General features: G+C 71.7%; 17 protein-coding genes. 7 read left to right on the top strand and 10 right to left on the bottom strand.

Features of this window, described 5'->3' with window-relative positions:
* Window positions 1-301: 301 nt before the first annotated feature.
* The gene (locus PJ985_RS22820; protein ID WP_271685789.1) at window positions 302-1,723 is read right to left on the bottom strand and encodes an FAD-dependent oxidoreductase; all 1,422 of its coding nucleotides are present in this window, start codon (window positions 1,721-1,723) and stop codon (window positions 302-304) included.
* Between the two features lie 154 nt (window positions 1,724-1,877).
* On the opposite strand from PJ985_RS22820, the gene PJ985_RS22815 reads away from it, so the two are divergent.
* The 3 genes from PJ985_RS22815 (at window position 1,878) to PJ985_RS22805 (ending at window position 5,068) form a co-directional block, all read left to right on the top strand.
* A complete protein-coding gene (locus PJ985_RS22815; RefSeq protein WP_271685787.1) occupies window positions 1,878-2,138 on the top strand; it encodes a hypothetical protein in 261 nt (86 codons plus the stop codon).
* A complete protein-coding gene (locus tag PJ985_RS22810; protein ID WP_271685786.1) occupies window positions 2,135-2,536 on the top strand; it encodes a hypothetical protein in 402 nt (133 codons plus the stop codon). The genes PJ985_RS22815 and PJ985_RS22810 overlap by 4 nt, the downstream gene beginning before the upstream one ends.
* A 339-nt stretch (window positions 2,537-2,875) precedes the next feature.
* Complete coding sequence (locus PJ985_RS22805; RefSeq protein ID WP_271685785.1) at window positions 2,876-5,068, top strand: glycoside hydrolase family 3 N-terminal domain-containing protein; 2,193 nt, start codon at window positions 2,876-2,878, stop codon at window positions 5,066-5,068.
* A 56-nt stretch (window positions 5,069-5,124) separates the two neighbouring features.
* On the opposite strand, the gene egtD is transcribed toward PJ985_RS22805, so the two are convergent.
* From egtD to PJ985_RS22765, 8 genes are all read right to left on the bottom strand, one after another.
* A complete protein-coding gene (egtD, locus tag PJ985_RS22800; RefSeq protein ID WP_271685784.1) occupies window positions 5,125-6,099 on the bottom strand; it encodes an L-histidine N(alpha)-methyltransferase in 975 nt (324 codons plus the stop codon).
* Window positions 6,099-6,893, bottom strand: coding sequence for an ergothioneine biosynthesis protein EgtC (gene egtC / locus PJ985_RS22795; protein WP_271685783.1), 795 nt, complete (start codon window positions 6,891-6,893; stop codon window positions 6,099-6,101). The genes egtD and egtC overlap by 1 nt, the downstream gene beginning before the upstream one ends.
* Before the next feature lie 40 nt (window positions 6,894-6,933).
* Window positions 6,934-8,307 (bottom strand): ergothioneine biosynthesis protein EgtB, encoded by a 1,374-nt coding sequence (gene egtB / locus PJ985_RS22790; RefSeq protein ID WP_271685782.1) that lies wholly within the window; start codon window positions 8,305-8,307, stop codon window positions 6,934-6,936.
* Window positions 8,304-9,578 carry an ergothioneine biosynthesis glutamate--cysteine ligase EgtA gene (gene egtA, locus PJ985_RS22785; RefSeq protein ID WP_271685781.1) on the bottom strand — a complete coding sequence of 425 codons (1,275 nt, stop codon included), beginning with the start codon at window positions 9,576-9,578 and terminating at the stop codon, window positions 8,304-8,306. Before egtA ends, egtB begins: the two co-directional genes overlap by 4 nt.
* A 174-nt stretch (window positions 9,579-9,752) precedes the next feature.
* A complete protein-coding gene (locus tag PJ985_RS22780; protein WP_271685780.1) occupies window positions 9,753-11,411 on the bottom strand; it encodes a catalase in 1,659 nt (552 codons plus the stop codon).
* Between the two features lie 275 nt (window positions 11,412-11,686).
* Window positions 11,687-12,634: a cytochrome c oxidase assembly protein gene (locus tag PJ985_RS22775; RefSeq protein ID WP_271685779.1), complete on the bottom strand. Its 948-nt coding sequence runs from the start codon at window positions 12,632-12,634 to the stop codon at window positions 11,687-11,689.
* 126 nt (window positions 12,635-12,760) lie between these two features.
* Window positions 12,761-13,489 carry a type 1 glutamine amidotransferase gene (locus PJ985_RS22770; protein ID WP_271685778.1) on the bottom strand — a complete coding sequence of 243 codons (729 nt, stop codon included), beginning with the start codon at window positions 13,487-13,489 and terminating at the stop codon, window positions 12,761-12,763.
* A 22-nt stretch (window positions 13,490-13,511) separates the two neighbouring features.
* Complete coding sequence (locus PJ985_RS22765) at window positions 13,512-14,750, bottom strand: MurT ligase domain-containing protein (RefSeq protein WP_271685777.1); 1,239 nt, start codon at window positions 14,748-14,750, stop codon at window positions 13,512-13,514.
* 231 nt (window positions 14,751-14,981) lie between these two features.
* On the opposite strand from PJ985_RS22765, the gene PJ985_RS22760 reads away from it, so the two are divergent.
* Both PJ985_RS22760 and PJ985_RS22755 read left to right on the top strand, forming a co-directional pair.
* Complete coding sequence (locus tag PJ985_RS22760) at window positions 14,982-15,176, top strand: hypothetical protein (protein ID WP_271685776.1); 195 nt, start codon at window positions 14,982-14,984, stop codon at window positions 15,174-15,176.
* A 31-nt stretch (window positions 15,177-15,207) separates the two neighbouring features.
* Window positions 15,208-16,791 (top strand): hypothetical protein, encoded by a 1,584-nt coding sequence (locus tag PJ985_RS22755; protein WP_271685775.1) that lies wholly within the window; start codon window positions 15,208-15,210, stop codon window positions 16,789-16,791.
* Here the strand turns inward: PJ985_RS22755 and yczR are convergent.
* On the bottom strand, window positions 16,779-18,272 hold the full coding sequence (gene yczR, locus PJ985_RS22750; protein WP_271685774.1) for a MocR-like transcription factor YczR: 1,494 nt from the start codon (window positions 18,270-18,272) through the stop codon (window positions 16,779-16,781). The two genes, PJ985_RS22755 and yczR, sit on opposite strands and share 13 nt — an antisense overlap.
* Before the next feature lie 101 nt (window positions 18,273-18,373).
* Between yczR and yczE the strand changes: the two genes are divergently transcribed.
* Both yczE and PJ985_RS22740 read left to right on the top strand, forming a co-directional pair.
* A complete protein-coding gene (yczE, locus tag PJ985_RS22745) occupies window positions 18,374-19,093 on the top strand; it encodes a membrane protein YczE (RefSeq protein ID WP_271685788.1) in 720 nt (239 codons plus the stop codon).
* A gap of 260 nt (window positions 19,094-19,353) precedes the next feature.
* Window positions 19,354-19,731: an RNA polymerase-binding protein RbpA gene (locus PJ985_RS22740; protein WP_271685773.1), complete on the top strand. Its 378-nt coding sequence runs from the start codon at window positions 19,354-19,356 to the stop codon at window positions 19,729-19,731.
* The last annotated feature ends 8 nt before the right edge of the window (window positions 19,732-19,739 follow it).

The raw sequence follows: 19,739 nt of genomic DNA, 5'->3' as shown, positions 1-19,739 counted from the left end.
GGGACCGTGCGTGCCGCGGCCCGTCGGCGGCTTCGACCGCCGGGAGCCGCGCGGCGGTCACCTCGGATCGGAACCGGCGGCGCGGTACGTCCGGGTCCAGGAGGCCCCGCACCGGCAACCGAACTGCTCCAGCAGCAGACCGTCTTCCGAGACGGCCACCCCTCGGCTGAGACGGACATGCACGTGCTGACTCATAGGACCACTCGCCTCAAGGGAATGCCCCCGGCCGGGGCTGCTCCCCCATAGTGGCCACCCGCCGACCGGACGCCTATGACCCAGGCCACACCGGCCGCCCGGGTCCTCACTCCGGCTCGTGCTGCCATGGAGGGTCGGCCGGCCCCGCCGGATCCGGCCCGAGCAGCACCGCGCGCAGGACACGCGGAGCGAACAGCGCGGTGAGTGGAGCCGACAGGCTCAGGGCGGACCGGAAGGCCGCCCCTACCACCGGATCACCGCCGGCCCGGCGGTCCACGCGTTCCAGGTACCAGTTCGCCGGTCGGTCGACTGCACGGATCGCTGCAGCGCTGCCCATGGCTCCCGGCATCTTCTTGTCCGCGCCGGCCGAGATGTCCCATGCCTGCTGCGCGGCACGCAGCAACGCCCGCTGGACCCGCCGGGTCGTCGGCGTGCGGTGCCGGTCGGCCAACGCGTCACGCAGGGCCAGCGCGTTCAGCGCGGCGACCGTCATGCCCTGCCCGTAGATCGGGTTGACCGTGCACAACGCGTCACCGGTGACCAGGAAGCCGGCCGGGCGGCGACCCGGCGCCTCGAAACGACGGCGGACGTCGGCAGTGCGGCGGAACCCGTGGGGAGGGGACAGCGGTTCCGCACCGGCCAGCCAGTCGTGGACGAACGGATGGGGCAGTCGTCCGGCGAACCGCGTGAAGCCCTCGCCGTCGGTGGGCGGCTCACCTCCCCGCAGGCCGGAGAGCGTCACCAGGATGCGGTCACCCTCCACCGGGAGGACCACGGCGCCGTACACCTGACCGGGACCGGGAACCACGTAGTACCCGAGGCAGTCCGCGGAGCCCAGCGGCCGTGCCCGGTAGAGGCGGGTGGTGTAGGCCAGGCCCGTGTCCAGACGCTCCTCGAGCGGTGGCTCGGCCCCCACGCCGGCCAGCCAGCCGGCGGCCTTCGAGCCGCGTCCCGAGGCGTCCACGACCAGGTCCGCCTCCCGCACCCGGCCGGCGGCCGGGGCGCCGCCGCGCTCGCGCACCACCACACCGGTGATGCGCGCGGCGTCACCGGCCAGACCCACCGCCTCTGCGCCCTGCACCACCTCGATGCGTGGATCGCTGAGCACCCGGAGCCGCACCATGTGCTCCAGCAGGGGCCTCGACGGAGTGAGAAGGTGCGCGGTGGGAGCCGTCCGCCGGTACCAGGACCCCGCCTGCCACTGCACCATGTCGCGAGGCATGCCGACCCGGGGAGCGCCGGCCTGCCGCAGCTCGGTGACCACTCCGGGGAGCAGCTCCTCCAGCGCCCGCTGCCCGCCCGCCAGCAGCACGTGGGTGTGGCGGCTGTGGGGGACGCCCGGACGGTGCTCCGCCCCCTCCGGCAGGCGGTCCCGCTCCAGTACCGTCACGTGTGCACAGTGGTCGGCCAGCACACGGGCCGCCAGCAGGCCGGCGATGCTGCCGCCGATGACCACCGCCCGCCGGCCGGGCCGGCCGGCCTCGTTCCCCTCCGCCGGACCGGCCGCCCGGCCCGCTGCTGTCACCATGCTCATGCCCCCAGCTCCGCAAGAAAGTTACTCGACGTCGTTTTCCGTATGCCGACACCGCCCGGTCGCTTCCCCGCGCCTCGGGCACCGTAGGAGCGGCAGCACCGGGGTGCGCACTGTTCCCCCGCCGGCAGATCCGCGGTATAACTGAGGTATGACCACGAGGAAGCGTGCAGCCAAGATCGCCATCAGTCTGCCCCCGGAGCAACTGGAGTACCTCCGGGCTGCCGAGGAGGCCGGCAAGGGCAGCGTCTCCGGCCATATCCAGACGCTCATCCAGCGGGAGCAGGAGGCAGCGGACGTACGGGCCACCCTCGACCGGCTCTTCGGTGACCGGAAGCCCGGCGCCGACCACCGGGCCTGGGCCGGCCGCGCCCTCGGAATCACCGAAGAGGCCACTGAGCACGCCGCGTGAGCCCCGGCGAGATCGGCGGCCGCATTCTGGACACCACGGCGCTGACCGCCGCCGCCCGGGGTGATCTCCACATGCAGGCACTTCTGGACGCTGCTCACGAGCATGTGATCCCCCTGCTGGCACCGGCCACCGCCGCGGCCGACGCGGCAGCCGAGCTCCATCCGCACGGCCGGGACGCACTCCACGCCATCCTGCAGTTCCCGCTGGTGACATTCGCGGTACTGGACGAGACGCAGGCGGTGGGCTCCGGCATTCTCCGGTCCGCCCACTCCCCGGCCGGCACCACCGAAGGGCACGTCGCCTACCTGGCGGCGGCCCGTCAGTGGCCCGTCATCACCGCGGCTCCCGAGCGGCTGCGGAAGCTCTACCCCGGCATCCGCATAGAGCCCCTTCCCTGACCCGACGACACCCCGGCGGTCGCAGGGGCAGCGGGTGTCCCTGCGACCGCGCTTCGGTGCGCCATGTCCGGCGCCGCCCCGTGGACGCAACCGTCGCGTCGTTCTCCTCCGGTGCCGTTGACAGTGCTCTGCGTTCGTGGCGTCATGTCAGGGGGCCGACGCACCCCGACGCCACCCGGAGCACCCGGAGCACTGGTCGGGCAGCTGCTCGGGCGGGCACCGCGTTCCGCGCGGCGCCACGCCTCCCCCACCGGCTTTCCGGGTCCGCCCGGCACAATTTGGGAGCGCTCCCACGCACGTCGCCCGGCCCGTCTCCGCTCTACCGGAAGGACGAGAACCGTGAGTGAACGAGGAAGAATGCGGCGACGTGCGGCGGGGGCGGTCGCCGCGCTCCTGACCGCAGGTCTGCTGAGCGGGACGCCGACGGCCGCGTCCACCGAGGTACTGCTCTACCGGGACGCGGAAGCACCGGTGGCCGAAAGAGTGGAGGACCTGCTGGGCCGGATGACGCTGGACGACAAGATCGGCCAGATGACGCAGGCCGAACGGAGCGCTCTCGACCCTCAGTCTGACCTGGCCGAGTACCGGATCGGCTCGCTGCTCTCCGGCGGCGGTTCCACCCCGACCCCCAACACTCCGCAGGCCTGGGCGGACATGTACGACTCGTTCCAGCGGACGGCCCTGTCCACTCCCCTGGGCATTCCCCTGATCTACGGAGTGGACGCGGTGCACGGCCACAACAATGTCCGCGGTGCCACGGTCTTCCCGCACAACATCGGCCTCGGTGCCACTCGCGACCCGGAGCTGGTACGGGCGATCGGAGCGGCCACCGCCAAGGAGGTGGCCGGGACCGGCCCGGACTGGAACTTCGCTCCATGCCTGTGCGTGGCCCGCAACGACCGGTGGGGCCGCACCTACGAGTCCTTCGGTGAGGTGCCGGAGCTGCCCGGGGCGATGACCACCATGATCACCGGACTCCAGGGAGATGCCCTGAGCGACTCCGGCACCGTTCTGGCGACCGCCAAGCACTATCTCGGCGACGGCGGCACCACCGAAGGTGTCGACCAGGGGGACACGGCTCTTTCCGAAGCGGAACTGCGCGCCATCCACCTGCCGCCCTTCCAGGAGGCGGTGGAGGCGGGCGTCGGCTCGGTGATGATCTCCTACAGCAGCTGGAACGGCACCAAGCTGCACGGGCATCGCTACCTCATCACCGACGTGCTCAAGACGGAGCTCGGTTTCGACGGCTTCGTGGTCTCGGACTGGGCGGGGATCGACCAGATCGACGGCCGGGACGGTTTCACCGCCGAGGAGGTACGGACCGCGGTGAACGCGGGGATCGACATGGTCATGGTCCCCTACGACTACCGGACGTTCGTCGCGCTGCTGCGCGAGGAGGTCAACTCCGGTGGCGTCCCGATGGAGCGCATCGACGACGCCAACCGCCGGATCCTCACCAAGAAGTTCGAGCTGGGCCTCTTCGAGGAGCCCTACGCCGACCGTTCCCATCTCTCGTCCATCGGTTCGGCCGAGCATCGCGCACTGGCCCGCGAGGCGGTGCGCAAGTCCCAGGTGCTGCTGAAGAACTCCGGCGGAGTACTGCCGCTGGATCCCTCGGCGAAGGTCTTCGTGGCCGGGAAGTCTGCGGACGACATCGGCAACCAGAGCGGCGGCTGGACCATCACCTGGCAAGGCTCCAGCGGAGCGATCACTCCGGGGACAACCATCCTGGAGGGCATGCGCTCCCTGGCCCGTGACCCGTCCACCGTTGACCACGACCGGGACGGGCACGGCGTCGACAGCTCCTACGACGTGGCCGTCGCCGTCATCGGTGAGACTCCGTATGCCGAAGGACACGGTGACCGGCCGGCCGCGATGGGCCTGGACCGGGAGGACCTTGCCACGCTGTCCCGTCTGCGGGCGTCCGGGGTCCCGGTCGTTGTCGTGCTCGTCACCGGCCGGCCGCTGGACATCAGTGCCCACCTCGGTGAGTGGGACGCGCTGCCGGCCGCCTGGCTTCCGGGAACCGAGGGCGACGGGGTGGCGGATGTCCTGTACGGCGGCTACGCCCCCACCGGTGAACTCCCGGTGACCTGGATGAGGTCCGTGGACCAGCTGCCCCTCAATGAGGGTGACGGCCAGGATCCCCTCTTCGCCTTCGGCCACGGGCTCACTTACCCGGAAACGGATCCGGAGGAACCCGGGGAACCCGGGGAACCCGGGGAACCCGGAGTCACGCCGTGCACCGCCGAACTACGGGTCGCCCATGAGTGGAACGGCGGGTTCCAGGGGGAGGTGTCGGTGCGGAACTCCACCGGTGCGGTGCTCGACGGCTGGCAGGTGGACTGGACGCTGCCGGCCGGCACGGACATCACCAGTCTGTGGAACGGGGTCCTGGCCGGGACGGGCTCCGCCGTCACCGTGTCCGGCACCGCCTGGAACAGCCGACTGGCCCCCGATGGCGCTGCCACGTTCGGGTTCACGGCCACCGGGGCTCCCGGAGCAGCCCGCATGGCGTGCAGCAGCCCCTGAGCCGGTGCTTGTGGTCCTGGCCGGCCAGGCCCTGCTGCAGGGCCTGGCCGGCGGGCTCACACCGGAACGGCCAGGAGCAGGGCGAAACGCTGTTTCCGGTCGGTCCACCAGTGACGGACGGCGAAGCCGCTGCGGGCGAGCTCCCTCACCAGCCGGGTGCGGCGGAACTTGACGGAGATCTCGGTGCGCAGTTCCTCATGGAGTCCGAAACCCGCGGTCAGGCCGAGGGCCGGGATGCGTACGGTCTGGGCCGAGCGGGACCGCAGGCGCATTTCGATGCGTTCCTCCTCGGTGTTCCACACGGCGCGGTGGTCGAATGCCTCCGGGTCGAAGTCGGCACCCAGCTCACGGTTCAGCACGTGCAGGACGTTCCTGTTGAAGTCGGCGGTCACTCCTGCCGCGTCGTCGTAGGCGGCCACCAGCACGTCCGGTTCCTTGACCAGGTCGACCCCCAGCAGCAGCGCGTCGCCGTCGGTCAGTGAGGCGCGGAGCGCGGCGCAGAAGGCGGTGCGCTGCGGGAGATCGAGGTTGCCGAGGGTGCTGCCGAGGAAGGCGATCAGCCGCGGGCCACCGGCCGGCGGCACGGGAAGTTCTGCTTCGAAGTCGGCAACGGTGGCGGCCACCCGCAGGGAGGGGTACTCGCGGCAGATCGCTTCACCGGCCGCCCGGAGCGCGGAAGGGCTGACGTCGAGGGGCGCGTACCGCTCCAGGGAGGTTTCCGCGGTGAGCGCGTCGAGGAGCAGCCGGGTCTTCCCGGAGGACCCCGAGCCGAGCTCGACAAGGGTGTGTGCCCGGGTCAGGCGGGCGATCTCGCCGGCGTGGACCTCCAGGATCCGGCGTTCCGCCCGGGTGGGGTAGTACTCGGGCAACCGGGTGATCTGTTCGAAGAGCTTGCTGCCCCGGGCATCGTAGAACCACTTGGGCGGGAGACTCTTGTGCGGTCCCTGCAGCCCGGTACGGACGTCGTGGCGCAGCGTGCGGGCGAGATGGTCCGACGGGAGCCGGTGGTCGAGGGAGAAACGGCTCGTCATCACGTACGGGTCCTCTCTGCTACGGGGACAGCGGGAGCGCCGGCCGGGGTGCCGGACAGGCGCAGGATCCGGACGGTGTGCCGGGTGGCGAGGAGCAGCGACTGATCGGGGGCTTCCCGCCAGCCGTCCGGGGTGGGGGACGGCTCGGAGGCGACGGTCACCCGGTCGGCCGCAGCTCGGTACCAGAGGGTGTCGCCGTGGCGGGTCGCCGCGATGCTGCGGCCGTCGGTCAGCAGCAGGTTGAGCCGGGCACCCGGCCGGGCGGCGCGGGTCTGCCGGACGACGGCGGCCAGCGCGTCCCCGGGCGTGTCCCCGGCCCGCAGCCGGCGGCTGACCATGACCCACAGCAGCGCGGAGTCGCAGGATGCCTCCATGGCGAGGAGTTCGGCGGCGTCCAGCCGGAGTCCGGCATCGGCGGGCAGGCCGGTCCAGTCGTCGATGGCTCCGTTGTGGCTGAACAGCCAGCGGCCGGTGCGGTACGGGGCAGCCGCGGCTTCGTCCTGACTGGTGCCCGCGGTGGCGGAGCGGACGGCGGCCAGGACGGCCGCGCTGCGGATGGTGCGGGTCAGGTCGGGGAGATTGGGGTCGGCCCAGATCGGGACCGCGCGCCGGTAACGGGCGGGTTCTGTGCCGTCCTCGGGCGGATACCAGCCGATGCCGAACCCGTCGGCGTTGACCGTGCCATGGCGTTGCCGCAGCGGGGCCCAGGACTGCTGGTAGAGACTGTGCGGCGGTGCGGTGAGCAGCTCGGCGAGGGTCCGGGGAGGGCCCAGGTAGGCCAGGTGACGGCACATCAGGACCTCCGGCGGGCCCGGGACGGCGTGGTGGAGGTGGTCAACGGCCCTCTCCTTCGGCGGTGCGGCAGGTGCGGAAGCCGGCAAAGATCTGCCTGCGGACGGGGTAATCCCAGTTGCGGAAGGTGCCGCGGCAGGCGACCGGGTCGGTGGCGAAGGAACCGCCGCGCAGCACCTTGTGGTCGGGGCCGAAGAAGACCTCGGAGTACTCGCGGTAGGGGAACGCCGAGAAGCCGGGGTACGGCCGGAAGTCCGACGCCGTCCATTCCCACACGTCGCCGAGGAGCTGCCGGGCGCCGCAGGGCGCGGCTCCGGCGGGGAATGATCCGGCCGGTGCGGGCCGGAGGTGGCGCTGGCCGAGGTTGGCGTGCTCAGGACCGGGGGCGGTGTCGCCCCAGGGGTGACGCCGGGAGCGACCGGTGGCGGGCTCGTGGCGGGCGGCCTTCTCCCACTCCGCCTCGGTGGGCAGGCGTCGCCCCGCCCACCGGGCGTAGGCGTCGGCTTCGTACCAGCAGACGTGCATCACCGGTTCGCCGGGCGGGAGGTGTTCGGTGCGTCCGAAGCGGCGCCGCACCCAGCCGGCGCCCTCGCGCCGCCAGAACAGGGGGGCTTCGATATCGTGCCGTTGGCGGTGCTCCCAGCCGGCCGGATGCCACCAGCGCGGGTCACGGTAGCCTCCGTCGTCGATGAACGCGGTGTACGCGGACACGGTGACGGGAACGGTGTCGAGCAGGAAGGCGGCGACCCCGACGGTGTGTGCGGGGCGTTCGTTGTCCAGAGCCCATGGTTCGGTGCCGGTACCCATCGTGAAAGGGCCGCCCGGTACCAGGACTTCGCGGGGCAGCTCCGCGCGGTCCGCCGGTGCGGGCAGCGGGGCGGGGTCGTCGAGTACGGCCTGGCCCCGGCGCAGCTGGTGGGTGGCGAGCATGGTCTCGTCGTGCTGCTGCTCGTGCTGGGCGGTCATGCCGAAGACGAAGGCGTCGGCCAGCAGCGGGTTTCCGTCCAGGGGCGCGGCCGAGAGCACGTCGAGAACGCGGCCGCGGACTTCGGCAAGGTAGTTCCGGGCCTGGGCGGGGTCCAGCAGGGGCAGCGAGGGCCGGTCCGGCCGTGGATGCCGGAAGGCGTCGTAGAGGGTGTCGAGATCGGGCCGTACGGCCGGGCGGCCGCCGGCTTGGCGCAGCAGCCAGATGTCCTCCTGGTTGCCGATGTGCGCGAGGTCCCACACCAGAGGAGACATCAGCGGGGAGTGCTGGGAGGTCAGTTCGGCGTCCGGGAGGCAGTCGGTCAGGGCGAGCGTCCGGCTGCGGGCGCGGGCGAGGGCGGCCGCTGCCTGTCCGGCGGTGGCTCTCCCGCTTCCGGGAGCGGTGTGCTCGGTGGCGAGGGTACCGCCGTGACGGCGGCCGGGTTCGTTCATGGCCAGGTTCCTTCCCGGTACGTGCTCGGCGCGCCGTCCCGCAGTACGGCCAGCTGGTCATCGGCGGGGCACCGGCCGCGCTCGGAGTAGCGGTCCGCGAAGCCGGCCACGGCGCGGGCGAGGTCCCGGGAAGCGGGGTAGCGGGCGAGGGCGGTCACGGCGGCGGTGAGGCAGGCACGGGAGGCCTTTCCGAGCTCCGGGTCGGCAGGGCCGGAACGGGCGGCCCGCAGCCAGACGTCCGGACCGGGAAAGTGGCTTCCCCTGGTCAGGTGTTCGGTTGCCTCGTAGGCGGTGACGGCGGCGAGCGGATCGTCCAGCAGGGTGGCGGTGACGGCGAGCGGCACAACCCACTGGTCGCCCTGCTGGGCGTCGATCATGCGCAGTTCCATCCAGCCGCGCGGCCGCACCGGCGGGAAGAGGGTGCCCAGGTGGTAGTCGAGGTCGGCCAGGCGCGGTGGTGGTCCTGAGTGTGCGGCGCACAGCCACGCGCGGAAGGTGAGTCCGCTGGGGGCTGTCCAGGCTGCCGGCGGGGTACGGCGGACGCACAGCAGCGGCGCGTCCAGCGCGTGCCGGGTCCAGGCCGTCCGGGGATCGGCGCTGCCCTCCGGTGGCCGGGTCCGCTGCGGGTCGAGCCGTGCCCACAGTGCCTGCCGGGTGGACACCCATCCGGTGGGGCGGCCCCGCCACAGCGGGGAGTTGGCGAACGCCGCGACCAGGACCGGTCCCAGGCGGTGCGCCAGGCGCCAGCGGTACCGGTATCCGGTGACCCCGTCCGTGTCGTCCCCGGCGTCCAGGCTGATCTGGAGGGCGGCCGTGGCGCGCATCATGACCCGGCCCCAGGGGCCGATGCGGTCGAAGTACGCTTCCATCGCCCGGTAACGCGGGTGGTCCACGATCCGGGGCGGGCTGCGGTGGGGGTCGAGCCCCAGGCCGGCCGGTTCCAGACCGGCGGCGGCGAGGGCCTGCCGCAGACACGTGAAGTCGGTGGCGGCGGCGCGGACGCACTCCGGGAGAGAGGCAGCGGGCCGGGTGCTCAGCTCGACCTGACCGCCTGGTTCCCGGGTGAGGGCGCTCCCGCCGGGCAGCCCGCCGGGCCGTTCCAGCGGCGCGAGTGCCGCGTCCAGCCGCCGGGCCGGGACGAAGGCCTGAGGGTCGGCACGGTCACGCACCAGCCATTCCAGTTCGACCCCGGTGCGTTGCGGAGGGCCGGTCTTGAAGCAGATGCCTCCCACGTGCGCTTCAGCTTCCCGCTCTCCCAGTCCCGGTTCCATCGCTCTCCTCGGATGCTGATCGGGGTGCCCGGCAGGGGCGTGCCGGTTCCGCGGGGGAACCTCCTCCCCGAGCGGGGTCCTGACACCGTGCCGTCGGCCTGCCGCACCGCCGCGCTCCCGCCCGTGCGATGCCGGGCAGGAGCGCGGCGGTGCGGCAGAGGGTGTGCGGCCCGGTCAGCGGGTCACGACGTGCCGCTCGTTGGGGACGCAGTGCGTCATGGTCAGACCCGAGACATCGCGGGGCGGGTTCTTGCCGAGGTCAGACAGGCGCCCGCGGTCCTCCTCCGTCAGGTCCTGGGATTCCAGCGGCTTCAGATGGGTGATGTCCTCGGGTCGGATGCCGAGTCCCTCACCGACCCGCAGCCCGAGGTCGTTCTCGGCCAGCAGGAAGTGCCAGACCATGCGTTCCTGGACGGCCCGGTCGCACTGGGCCAACTGGTCGGTGAAGTTCCTCACCAGGTCGTCGCGCTCCCAGTCCTCCATGAGGAGATAGCGCTGCCCGGCCTGCAGGTAGTCGTTGGTGCGCGGGATGCGCTTGCGGGTCAGCCGCCCCTCGATGACAGGGCCCTCCTCGTCCACGGTGGGGTAATGGGCTTCGCGCAGCCCGCCGGTGATCGAGGGCTCGTAGTTGACTTCGGGGTTCTCCCCGGTGACCTCGGCCTGGTAGGCCATCAGGCCGTCGCGCTGGTTGGTGCGCACCGGAGCGTTCTTGGGCTGGTTGACGGGAAGCTGGAGGTAGTTGGGTCCGACCCGGTAGCGCTGGGTGTCGCTGTAGGAGAAAGTGCGGCCCACCAGCATTTTGTCCTCGGAGAAGTCCAGCCCGTCCACGAGTACTCCGGTACCGAAGGCGATCTGCTCGTTCTCGGCGAAGTAGTTGTCCACCGTGCGGTCCAGGACCATGCGGCCGACCGGCTTGGGCGGGAAGTCCTGCTCGGGCCAGGTCTTGGTGTCGTCCAGCGGATCGAAGTCCAGTTCCTGGTGCTCGTGGTCGTCCATCATCTGCACGAGGAGCTCCCACTCCGGGTAGTCCCCGCGCCGGATGGCTCCGTACAGGTCCTTGGTCGCGTGCCCGAGCTCGTCGGCCTGGATGGCGGCTGCGTCCTCCTCGGTCATGGAGCGCACCCCCTGCTTGGGCATCCAGTGGTACTTCACGAGCACGGTGCCGCCTTCGGCATCGACCCACTTGTACGTGTTCACCCCGAAACCCTGCATGTGCCGGAAGTCGGCGGGGATGCCCCGTGGGCTGAAGAGGTTGACGAGCATGTGCATGCTCTCCGGGGTCTGCGACATGAAGTCGAAGATCCGTGCGGGCTTCTGCTCGTGGGAGACGGGGTCGGGCTTGAGTGCGTGGATGACGTCGGGGAACTTGATCGCGTCCCGGATGAAGAACACTCCGAGGTTGTTGCCGACCAGGTCCCAGTTGCCGTCCTCGGTGTAGAACTTCACCGCGAAGCCGCGGGGGTCACGTGCGGCTTCGGAGGAGTCCCGGCCGCCGATGACGGTGGAGAACCGCACCGCGACCTCGGTGCGCTTCCCCCGCTCCTGGAACAGTTTGGCGCGCGTGTACCGGCTGATCGGCTCATCCCCCCACGTGCCGTAGGCCTCGAAGTACCCGTAGCTGGTCACGCCCCGGGCGTGCACCACCCGCTCAGGGATGCGCTCGCGGTCGAAGTGGCTGATCTTCTCGAGGAACTGGTAGTTCTCCAGCGTGGCCGGGCCACGGGCTCCGACGGTCCGCTGGTTCTGGTTGTCGTAGACCGGGTGGCCTTGCCGGTTGGTGAGGATCGGCCGCTCGTCGCCCTGGGCCGGGCCTTTGCCCGATACGTCCGTCATGGTGCTGGCTCCTGTTCGCTCCGCCCGCTTCCGGCCCTCACATGTACCCCTCATACCGGTACGAAACCGCCCTGTCCCGGCCTGGTGTCTCCGGGTGGCGTATTCCCGTGGTCCGACCGGCCGAGCGGTACCACCCGTCCGGTGGAGGCGGAGCGGGACGGGGCGACACACTTCTCCCCGGCGGCCACGGGCCTGCGGGACAGGCGGCCCGTACCGTCCGCTTGCCTCGACGCCTACCGGAGCAACGGAACCTCCGGCGCTGCGGCCGGACAGGGTCAGCCGCGAGCGCGCAGGGCGGCGAGGTAGTCGTTGTAGGCGGCGAGTTCCCGGTCCCCGTCCCGGTCCGCCGTCCGGTCCTTGCGGCGTGCCGTGCGCTGTTCGGACAGGTACCACTGCATGGTCAGGGCGATGAGAACGACGACCGTGGGAATCTCGCTGAACGCCCAGGCGATGCCGCCGGCTGCCGACTGGTCGGCCAGCACGTCGGCTCCCAGCGAGGCGGGCGGGTCGGCGAAGGCACCCACCACCGGTTCTGACGCCATCATCACCGCGATGCCGAAGAAGGCGTGGAACGGCATGGTCGCGAAGAGCTCCATCATGCGCATGAGATGTCCGGGGCGGTGCGGACCCGGGTCCAGTCCCATGATCGGCCAGAAAAAGACCAGCCCGACCGCGAGAAAATGCACCATCATGCCGTTGTGCCCGACGCGGCTTTCCATCAGAAAATCGAAAACCGGTGTGAAGTACAGGCCGTAGAGGCTGGCGATGAAGGCCGGGATGGTGAAGAGCGGGCTGGTGACCACCCGTACATAGCGGCTGTGCAGCAGAGCGACAAGAATCTCCCTCGGCCCCTTGCGGCCCCGGCCCGCGGAGGGGAGTGCGCGGAGCAGCAGCGTCACCGGTGCCCCCAGCAGCAGGAGTATGGGGGAGAGCATGCTGATCACCATGTGCTGCGTCATGTGCACGCTGAACAGCACCATGCCGTAGGCGTTGAGCGCGGTGCACGTGACCAGGAGCACGGACAGCACGCCGAGAACGAACCCGGCGGTGCGTCCCGGTTGCCAGTAATCCCCCCGGCGCCGGAGGCGGACGACTCCCCAGCAGTACAGACCCAGCGCGATCAGGCAGGAAAACAGAAAGAACGGCTCGGCGTCGAATTGCAGGCCGCGCGCCCAGGTGAAGGGCGGAAGCTCCGCCGTCCCACCGTGCCCGTCGTGATCCATTTCGCCTTCTCCGTTTCGCACCGCTGAGCCGCGGATGGGCCGGGACCAGAATAAAGTCGCCCCTGTTGCGGCCCCCGGGCAGGGGTCCGCAACAGGGGCGGGTGCCGCGCCTGTGCGCGGGCGGTGTCAGCCCGGCTGGACGGCCGCCGCCATCCGTTCGGCGCGCAGCGCCTCGTACCAGCGGTCGTCGATCGGCGGCAGCGCGTTGACATCCAGCGCCAGCTTCAGCAGCAGGTCGGCGAGCTGCGGGTTGCGGGCCAGGACCGGGCCGTGCATGTAGGTGCCGAAGACGGTTTCCTGCCAGGCGCCTTCCGTGCCGTCGCCGGTGCCGTTGCCCCGCCCCATCCGCAGGCGGGCGAGCGGCCGCACACCGGGGCCGAGGTGAGTGATGCCCTGGTGGTTCTCGAAGCCGGTCAGCTGCGGAAGCCCCAGCCGCTCGTCGATGTCGGCGATGACGTCACCCACACAACGGTCCTCGGTGCCCCGTGTGCTGGCGACGTCGAGGAGGCCGAGCCCGGGCTCACGCTCACCGAGGTCGTTGATGAACTCGTTGCCGACGATCTGGTAGCCGGCACAGACGGTGAAGATGATGGCGCCATTGCCCGCGGCCCGTTCCAGACCGCCGTCCCTGCGGAGCCGTTCGGTCGCCAGACGCTGCGGGCGGTCCTCGCCCCCACCGATGAGATAAATGTCACCGGAGGTCGGGACCCGCTCGTCGGAGCGCACGTCGACGCGGTCAACGGTGAGGCCGCGCCGGCGGGCACGCCGCTCCACCACGAGCACATTGCCCTGGTCTCCGTAAGTGCTCAGCAGATCGGGGTAGACCCAGACCACGCGGAGGCTGGATTCACTCATGCTTGCCGTCCTTCACGGGAGGTCAATTGCCGACGATGCGGCGCAGGTCCTGGAACGCGGTGTAGTTCGCGATGGCTTCGATGCGTCCGGGCGGCGACTGCTGCAGGGCTTCCTGGAGGGACTCGCAGACCCGGAAGTCCAGCCCGGCGACTTCGAGGCGTACCGCGAGGTCGAGACGCCGGTCGCCGATGACCGCGATGGGGTGCCCGGCGAGACGGGTGTAATCCACATCCCACAGCCACGAGGTGTCGGTGCCGTCCGCCCCCCGGGCGTTGACCGACAGGATCACCGGGGCCGGGGGCGGGTCGATGAGGGAGAACGTCTCCAGCCAGCCGGCCGGGTTCTTCGCCAGCAGCAGCCGGATGTCGCGCTCCTGGTAGGTGACGACGTCGTAGCGGCCGGCGACCGCGGTCACCGCGTACATGCGCTCCAGCGCCACCTGCGGGGAAATCCCGAAGGCCGCCGCGACAGCGGCGGAGACGGTGGCGTTCGCCTTGTTCGCCCTCCCGGGCAGCTGAAGGCTGATGGGCCATGCAGTGCCGTGCGGGTCGAGCACGTCGTCGCCGGCGAGCGCCCAGGTGGGTGTCGGGCGGCCGAAACCGCACTCACCGCATTTCCAGTTGTCGTCCGGACGCTGAAGGACGCCGCCGCAGGCCGGGCACGACCAGGCGTCGTCCTTCCACTCCTGCCCGGCGGCGACCCACACGACATTGGTGCTGGAGGAGGCCGCCCAGACCACCAGCGGGTCGTCGGCGTTGGCGATGACGACGGCGGGAGAGCCCTCGAGCCCTTGACGCCAGTGCTCGGCCAGCATGCGGGTCTCGCCGGCGCGGTCGAGTTGATCGCGCGAGAGGTTGAGCAGCGCGATGACCTTGGGTGAGACGGCCTCGGCGACGCCGGCGAGGTACTTCTCGTCGACTTCGATCACCCCGTACTGGGCACCGGATCCCCGGGAGAGCGCGGACGTGATCCCGGCGGGCATGTTGGCGCCCAGCGCGTTGGAGACGACCTCACCCCCGGCCCGCAGTGCTTCAGCGATCAGGCGGGTGGTCGTCGTCTTGCCGTTGGTGGCGGAGACCAGAACGACATCCAGATGCCCTGCCAGCCTGCCCAGCAGGTCGGGATCGAGCTTCAGGGCGACGCGCCCCCCGATCACCGATCCACTGCCGCGCCCCGCGACTCGTGAGACCGCCGCTGCTGCCCGGCCTGCCGTCACGGCCAGCCTGGCGCGCGGCGACAGCGGCTCCGTGCTCTCTGTCATCGCTTCCGGTCCTCCTTGCCCCTGGGTCGGGGCCAGCCTATCCACGTCCGGAGCCGCAGCCGAACCGCGCCCGGGGCAAGGGGCTTCCGCGAGGCCCGGGGGAGGCTCCTCGCAGCACAACTCAGCCGCTTTTCCCATTAATCACCTGTTTGCCCTCTGACGCCCCTTGCATACTCTTTGTAAGCTTTTCTTACGTAGCGTTGTCCGCTCCATCCCGTCCCTGGAGTACGCATGGTCCTGTCCATCTCCGGCGTGGTCCTTCTCGGCGTCGTCATGTTCCTCTTCTGGCGCAAGGACGGACTGAAGCTGTCCCATGCTGCGGTGTGCGCGCTGTTCGGCTTCTACCTGGCCGGCACCGCACTCGCACCCGGCATCCAGGCAGGGGGAGCCAGTCTCGCGAGCCTGCTGGGCGGTATCGCCCCCTGATGCCCCGGCCCACCGGAGCGAGGAGGATGCGGTGACCCGCCTGTCACCCGCCCTGGCCCGCCTGCCGGGCGCCGGGAGCGCCGTCCCGGCAGCACTCGTGCTGGTGCTGCCGCTCGCCGTTGTCTGCCGCGGGCTGCTACGGCTGGGCAGGGCGGGCCGGGAGGCCTGGTCCCGGGTTCCCCACGAACGGCGCGGGCCGGCCGCCCTGCTTCTGGTGACCGGATCCGCGCTGGTGGGGATGGCGCCCCACGGGGTGCCGCTCGCCGCGCTGGCACTGCTGGCTGCCGCCGCGGTGCGGGGGCGTGAGGCCGCGGCACCCACGCGAGCCGAACGGAAGGCGCAGCTACGGAGGGCCGAGGAGGCCCGGACCCGGCGGCTGCAGACGGTGCATGAGGCGCTGGTGCCGCACTTCTCCCGGCCCGGTGCGCCCACCCTCGACCCGCTCCCCGCCTGCGGCGACGACTGGCAGCGCACCGTCGTGAAGCACGCCTTCACCGCGGACGGCCGGATCGCACGGCTGCGGCTGCACTATCCCGCCCACTTCCCGGACAGTGACGCCGCCGCCCGGGCCGGGGTGCAGGACGTGCTGGCCGCCAAGGCGGGGCGGGACCGGGAGTTCCGATTCCGGTGGGACCAGGAGTGCAACCAGGTCGACATGCGGGCGCTCGCTCCCCTGCCGACGGGCATCTGCGCGCAACGGTTCGTCACCGCGCCCGGCGAAGTACTGCTGGGGTTCACCGACGCGGACTCGGTGGACCGCACCGTGCCGGTGAGGGAGACCGGCACCGGTGCGGTCACCTCGGAGGCCGCGCCGGTCGTCTGGCGGACCGGAGCACGATCCGCACAGCCCCACTTGCTGGTGGTCGGCCGGCCCGGAGCCGGGACGACCTCACTGCTGCGGTCCGTCGTCCTGCAAGGGCTGCAGCACGGAGAGGCCGTACTGATCGACGGTAGCGGAGCGGGTGAGTTCGCCTGCTTCGCCGGCCGGCAGGGGGTGCTGGCCACGGAATCGGCACCGTCCGGGGCTCTGGCGGTGCTGGAGTGGGCGGCGCACGAGACGGAAAGACGGCTGGCGGCCGTCGCCCGGGCCCGTCGGACCGGTGTCACGGGGGCCGGCGCCCGGCCGCTGTGGCTGGTGCTGGACCGGCCCTCCCAGCTGATCCGGCCGGCCGGGAAGGAAAGGCTCGCCGCAGTCCAGGAGTTGCTCGGGGTGGTACTGCGGCTGGGGCGCGCCGGCGGCGTGCGGGTGGTGCTCGCCGAGCACTTCGAAGCGCTGGACACGCTGAGCGGAACCGTGCGTGAGTACGCCCACGCGCGGATCGTCCTGGGCACGGCCCCGGCTCCGCGGCTACGGGCCGTCCTCGGTGAACTGCCGGACAGTACTCCGGCTCCGGAGATGCCGCCGGGCCGCGGGTACTGCCGGCTCGGCCCGGGCCCGGTGCTCCGGCTGCAGGCCCCTGCGACGCCGGATCCCGGGGACGACAGCGCCGATGGGCGGGAGCGGGAGGCCGTCCTCGCCCTGCTTCCCGGACCCGTGCTGCCGCTGGAGAGGCGGACCGCCTCCCGGTCCGGTGCGGACGCTTCAGGGTCCGGGGCGACGGATCAGGTGATGTAGCCGCGCGGGATGTCCGCGCGTGCGGCCGTGCCCGCCCCGACGGCACGGGTGGCTGCGGCGAGCCGCCGGACCGCCTCGTCGGCGACCGGTCCCGCAACGGTGAACGGGAGCCGTACGTAGCCTTCGAAGGCGCCGTCCACCCCGAACCGCGGGCCGGACGGTACACGGACACCGAGCCCCTCCCCCCGCTCCGCGATCCGCGATCCGGAGAGCCCACCGGTGCGTGCCCAGAGGGTGAGCCCGCCACGGGGAACGGCGAACTCCCAATCGGGCAAGTGCTCCCGGAGCGCCCCTGCGAGTGCGTCCCGGTTGCCCCGCACCTGCTCGCGCCGCAGGGCGACGGCCTCCTCCCACCCCCCGCCCGTCATGAGCCAGGCGACGGCCAGCTGTTCCAGGACCGGGCTGCCGAGGTCGGCGTAGGCGCGGGCGGCGGTGAGCCGGCGGATCACGTCGGGAGCCGCCCGGACCCAGCCGATGCGCATGCCGGCCCAGAAGACCTTGCTGGCGGAGCCCACCGTGACCACGGTGGCCCCCCCGGGGTCGAAGGACGCCACCGGGCTGGGCACCGGCTCCCCGGGCCTGCGGTCGAGGAAGAGGTCGGACATCGTCTCGTCGACCACGAGCACGGTGCCGGCGGCCCGGGCTGCGGTCACCAGGGCGCGGCGCTGGCCGTCCGTGGCCAGGGCGCCGGTGGGGTTGTGGAAGTCCGCGACGACGTAGGCCATCCGGGGGGCGGTGTCACGCAGTACCTGGCGCCAGGCCGGCAGGTCCCAGCCGCCCAGCCCTTCGGACATCGCGACGGGCACCAGCCTGGCCCCCGCCTCGCGCAGCAGCTGCAGGACGTTCGCGTAGGAGGGGTGCTCCACGGCGACACGTTCGCCGTGCGGGGCGAAGAGCCGGCTGATGGCCGCGACGGCCCCCATCGCTCCGGTGGTGATCATGATCTGTTCGGGCATGGTGGCCATACCCCGGGCGGTGTAACGGTCGGCGAGCGCCTGGCGGAGTGCCGGCAGACCGGCGGGGAAGTCGCCGTGCGTGTGGGCGGAAGGCGCCAGGTCGTCCAGCGCCGCCCGGAAGGCGCGGGTGAGCAGCGGCTCCGGGGCGGGCAGTGCGGCGTAACCGAGATCGATCATGGTGCCTGCGGCGTCGGGCGGCAGCGGGTCCAGACCGCGCGTGGGGAGGGGCCGCCCGGCAGGGGCCGCCGTCCAGCTGCCGGATCCCCGGCGGGACTGCAGGAAACCGTCGGCGCGCAGAGCCTCGAATGCGGCGGACACGGTGGTCCGGCTGACCGACAGGGCGGTGGCCAGCTCCCGTTCGGCGGGAAGCCTGGCCGCGACGGGAAGGCGACCCTCCATGACGAGCAGCCGGACACCGTCGGCGAGCGCCCGATAGGCGGGGCCCCGGGGGCCGCCGGCCCTGTACTGGGAACCGAGCAGCCGGGCGAGCTGAGCCGCTCCCACCGTCGACGTCCACTGACTCATCTTCTGGGTCCACCTGCTCAGGATTGGCCATGGCCGGTCCCACCAAGCATGCCACAGGGTGCGACAGTGCAGTCCACTTCTGGAACGGGGGGTACGCGGTGATGCGGGTTCTGCGAGTTCTGCGGGAAAGACGGGGGCGGGACGGCGGGGCGCGGCTGCCGCGGCGCCTTGTGCAGCTCTGCGCCGGGCTGGTGCTGTACGGCGTGAGCACGGCCATGATGGTGCGCGCCGGCCTCGGCCTCGGCCCGTGGGACGTCCTCCACCAGGGCATCTCCGAGCACACCGGGCTGGCGATCGGCACGGTGACCATCATGGTGGGGGCGCTGGTGCTGCTGGCCTGGATCCCCCTGCGGCAGCGACCCGGGCTGGGCACGGTGTCGAACGTGGTGGTCATCGGCCTGGCCATGGACGCCGCCCTGGCAGTCCTGCCCGACGTCCGGCAGCCGGTGGCACAGACCGCCCTGCTGGTCTGCGCGGTGGTACTCAACGGCGCCGCGACGGGCATGTACATTTCAGCCCGGTTCGGTCCCGGCCCCCGGGACGGGCTGATGACGGGCCTGCACCGGGTCACCGGCCGGTCCGTGCGGGTGGTGCGCACGGTGATCGAGCTGACGGTGCTCGCGGCAGGCTTTCTGCTGGGCGGAACGGCCGGCCTGGGCACGGTGCTCTACGCACTGACCATCGGGCCCCTGGCGCAGGTCTTCCTGCGGGTGTTCGAGGTACCCGGTGCCTCCCCCGGCCCGGTGCCACCCGGCCTTCCGGTCCGCGCCGACGCCCCTGCCGGGCGGGGCGCCGGCGGTGCCGCGGCGGGCGGGATTTAGAACAAGTGGCTCCGGACCGGTAGGGTACCCCTTCGACCTCATCGGATGAACCGCTACCGCACGCCACCCCTGTGCGGATGCTGGGTGACATCTCATGTCGGATGTGACAAACCGGGCACCGATGGGTACGGACAAGGGGGCGGCTACGACAGGCGAGGCAAGTCCCGGCTACGGGAATCTTCGCCGCCGGCCGGACGTTGACCGGATGATGACGACAGCGACACCTGTCCTGTGGGCTACCAGCCCGGGAGGCACGATTCATGAGTGAGCGAGCTCTGCGTGGCACGCGACTCGTGGTGACCAGCTACGAGACGGACCGCGGTATCGACCTGGCACCCCGCCAGGCGGTCGAGTATGCATGCCAACGGGGGCATCGGTTCGAGATGCCTTTCTCGGTCGAGGCCGAGATCCCGCCGGAGTGGGAGTGCAAGGTGTGCGGCTCCCAGGCACTGCTGGTGGACGGCGACGGCCCTGAGGAGAAGAAGGGCAAGCCCGCGCGCACGCACTGGGACATGCTCATGGAGCGCCGCACACGTGAGGAGCTCGAGGAGGTGCTGGCCGAGCGGCTGGCAGTCCTGCGTTCCGGCGCCATGAACATCGCAGTGCACCCGCGCGACAGTCGCAAGAAATCCGCCTGAGCACATCC

Origin of the sequence: Streptomyces sp. ACA25, assembly GCF_028200735.1 — a bacterium.
GTDB lineage: Bacteria > Actinomycetota > Actinomycetes > Streptomycetales > Streptomycetaceae > Streptomyces.
The sequence above is the reverse complement of the archived record's forward strand: the minus strand, read 5'-3'. Positions and strand labels throughout refer to the sequence as shown.

Excerpts from the sequence above, each read along its gene's own strand:
- PJ985_RS22820 (WP_271685789.1), bottom strand. The coding sequence starts at position 1,723 with ATGGTGACAGCAGCGGGCCGGGCGGCCGGTCCGGCGGAGGGGAACGAG.
- PJ985_RS22815 (WP_271685787.1), top strand. The coding sequence starts at position 1,878 with ATGACCACGAGGAAGCGTGCAGCCAAGATCGCCATCAGTCTGCCCCCG.
- egtD (WP_271685784.1), bottom strand. The coding sequence starts at position 6,099 with ATGACGAGCCGTTTCTCCCTCGACCACCGGCTCCCGTCGGACCATCTC.
- egtC (WP_271685783.1), bottom strand. The coding sequence starts at position 6,893 with ATGTGCCGTCACCTGGCCTACCTGGGCCCTCCCCGGACCCTCGCCGAG.
- egtB (WP_271685782.1), bottom strand. The coding sequence starts at position 8,307 with ATGAACGAACCCGGCCGCCGTCACGGCGGTACCCTCGCCACCGAGCAC.
- egtA (WP_271685781.1), bottom strand. The coding sequence starts at position 9,578 with ATGGAACCGGGACTGGGAGAGCGGGAAGCTGAAGCGCACGTGGGAGGC.
- PJ985_RS22780 (WP_271685780.1), bottom strand. The coding sequence starts at position 11,411 with ATGACGGACGTATCGGGCAAAGGCCCGGCCCAGGGCGACGAGCGGCCG.
- PJ985_RS22775 (WP_271685779.1), bottom strand. The coding sequence starts at position 12,634 with ATGGATCACGACGGGCACGGTGGGACGGCGGAGCTTCCGCCCTTCACC.
- PJ985_RS22770 (WP_271685778.1), bottom strand. The coding sequence starts at position 13,489 with ATGAGTGAATCCAGCCTCCGCGTGGTCTGGGTCTACCCCGATCTGCTG.
- PJ985_RS22765 (WP_271685777.1), bottom strand. The coding sequence starts at position 14,750 with ATGACAGAGAGCACGGAGCCGCTGTCGCCGCGCGCCAGGCTGGCCGTG.
- PJ985_RS22760 (WP_271685776.1), top strand. The coding sequence starts at position 14,982 with ATGGTCCTGTCCATCTCCGGCGTGGTCCTTCTCGGCGTCGTCATGTTC.
- yczR (WP_271685774.1), bottom strand. The coding sequence starts at position 18,272 with ATGAGTCAGTGGACGTCGACGGTGGGAGCGGCTCAGCTCGCCCGGCTG.
- yczE (WP_271685788.1), top strand. The coding sequence starts at position 18,374 with ATGCGGGTTCTGCGAGTTCTGCGGGAAAGACGGGGGCGGGACGGCGGG.
- PJ985_RS22740 (WP_271685773.1), top strand. The coding sequence starts at position 19,354 with ATGAGTGAGCGAGCTCTGCGTGGCACGCGACTCGTGGTGACCAGCTAC.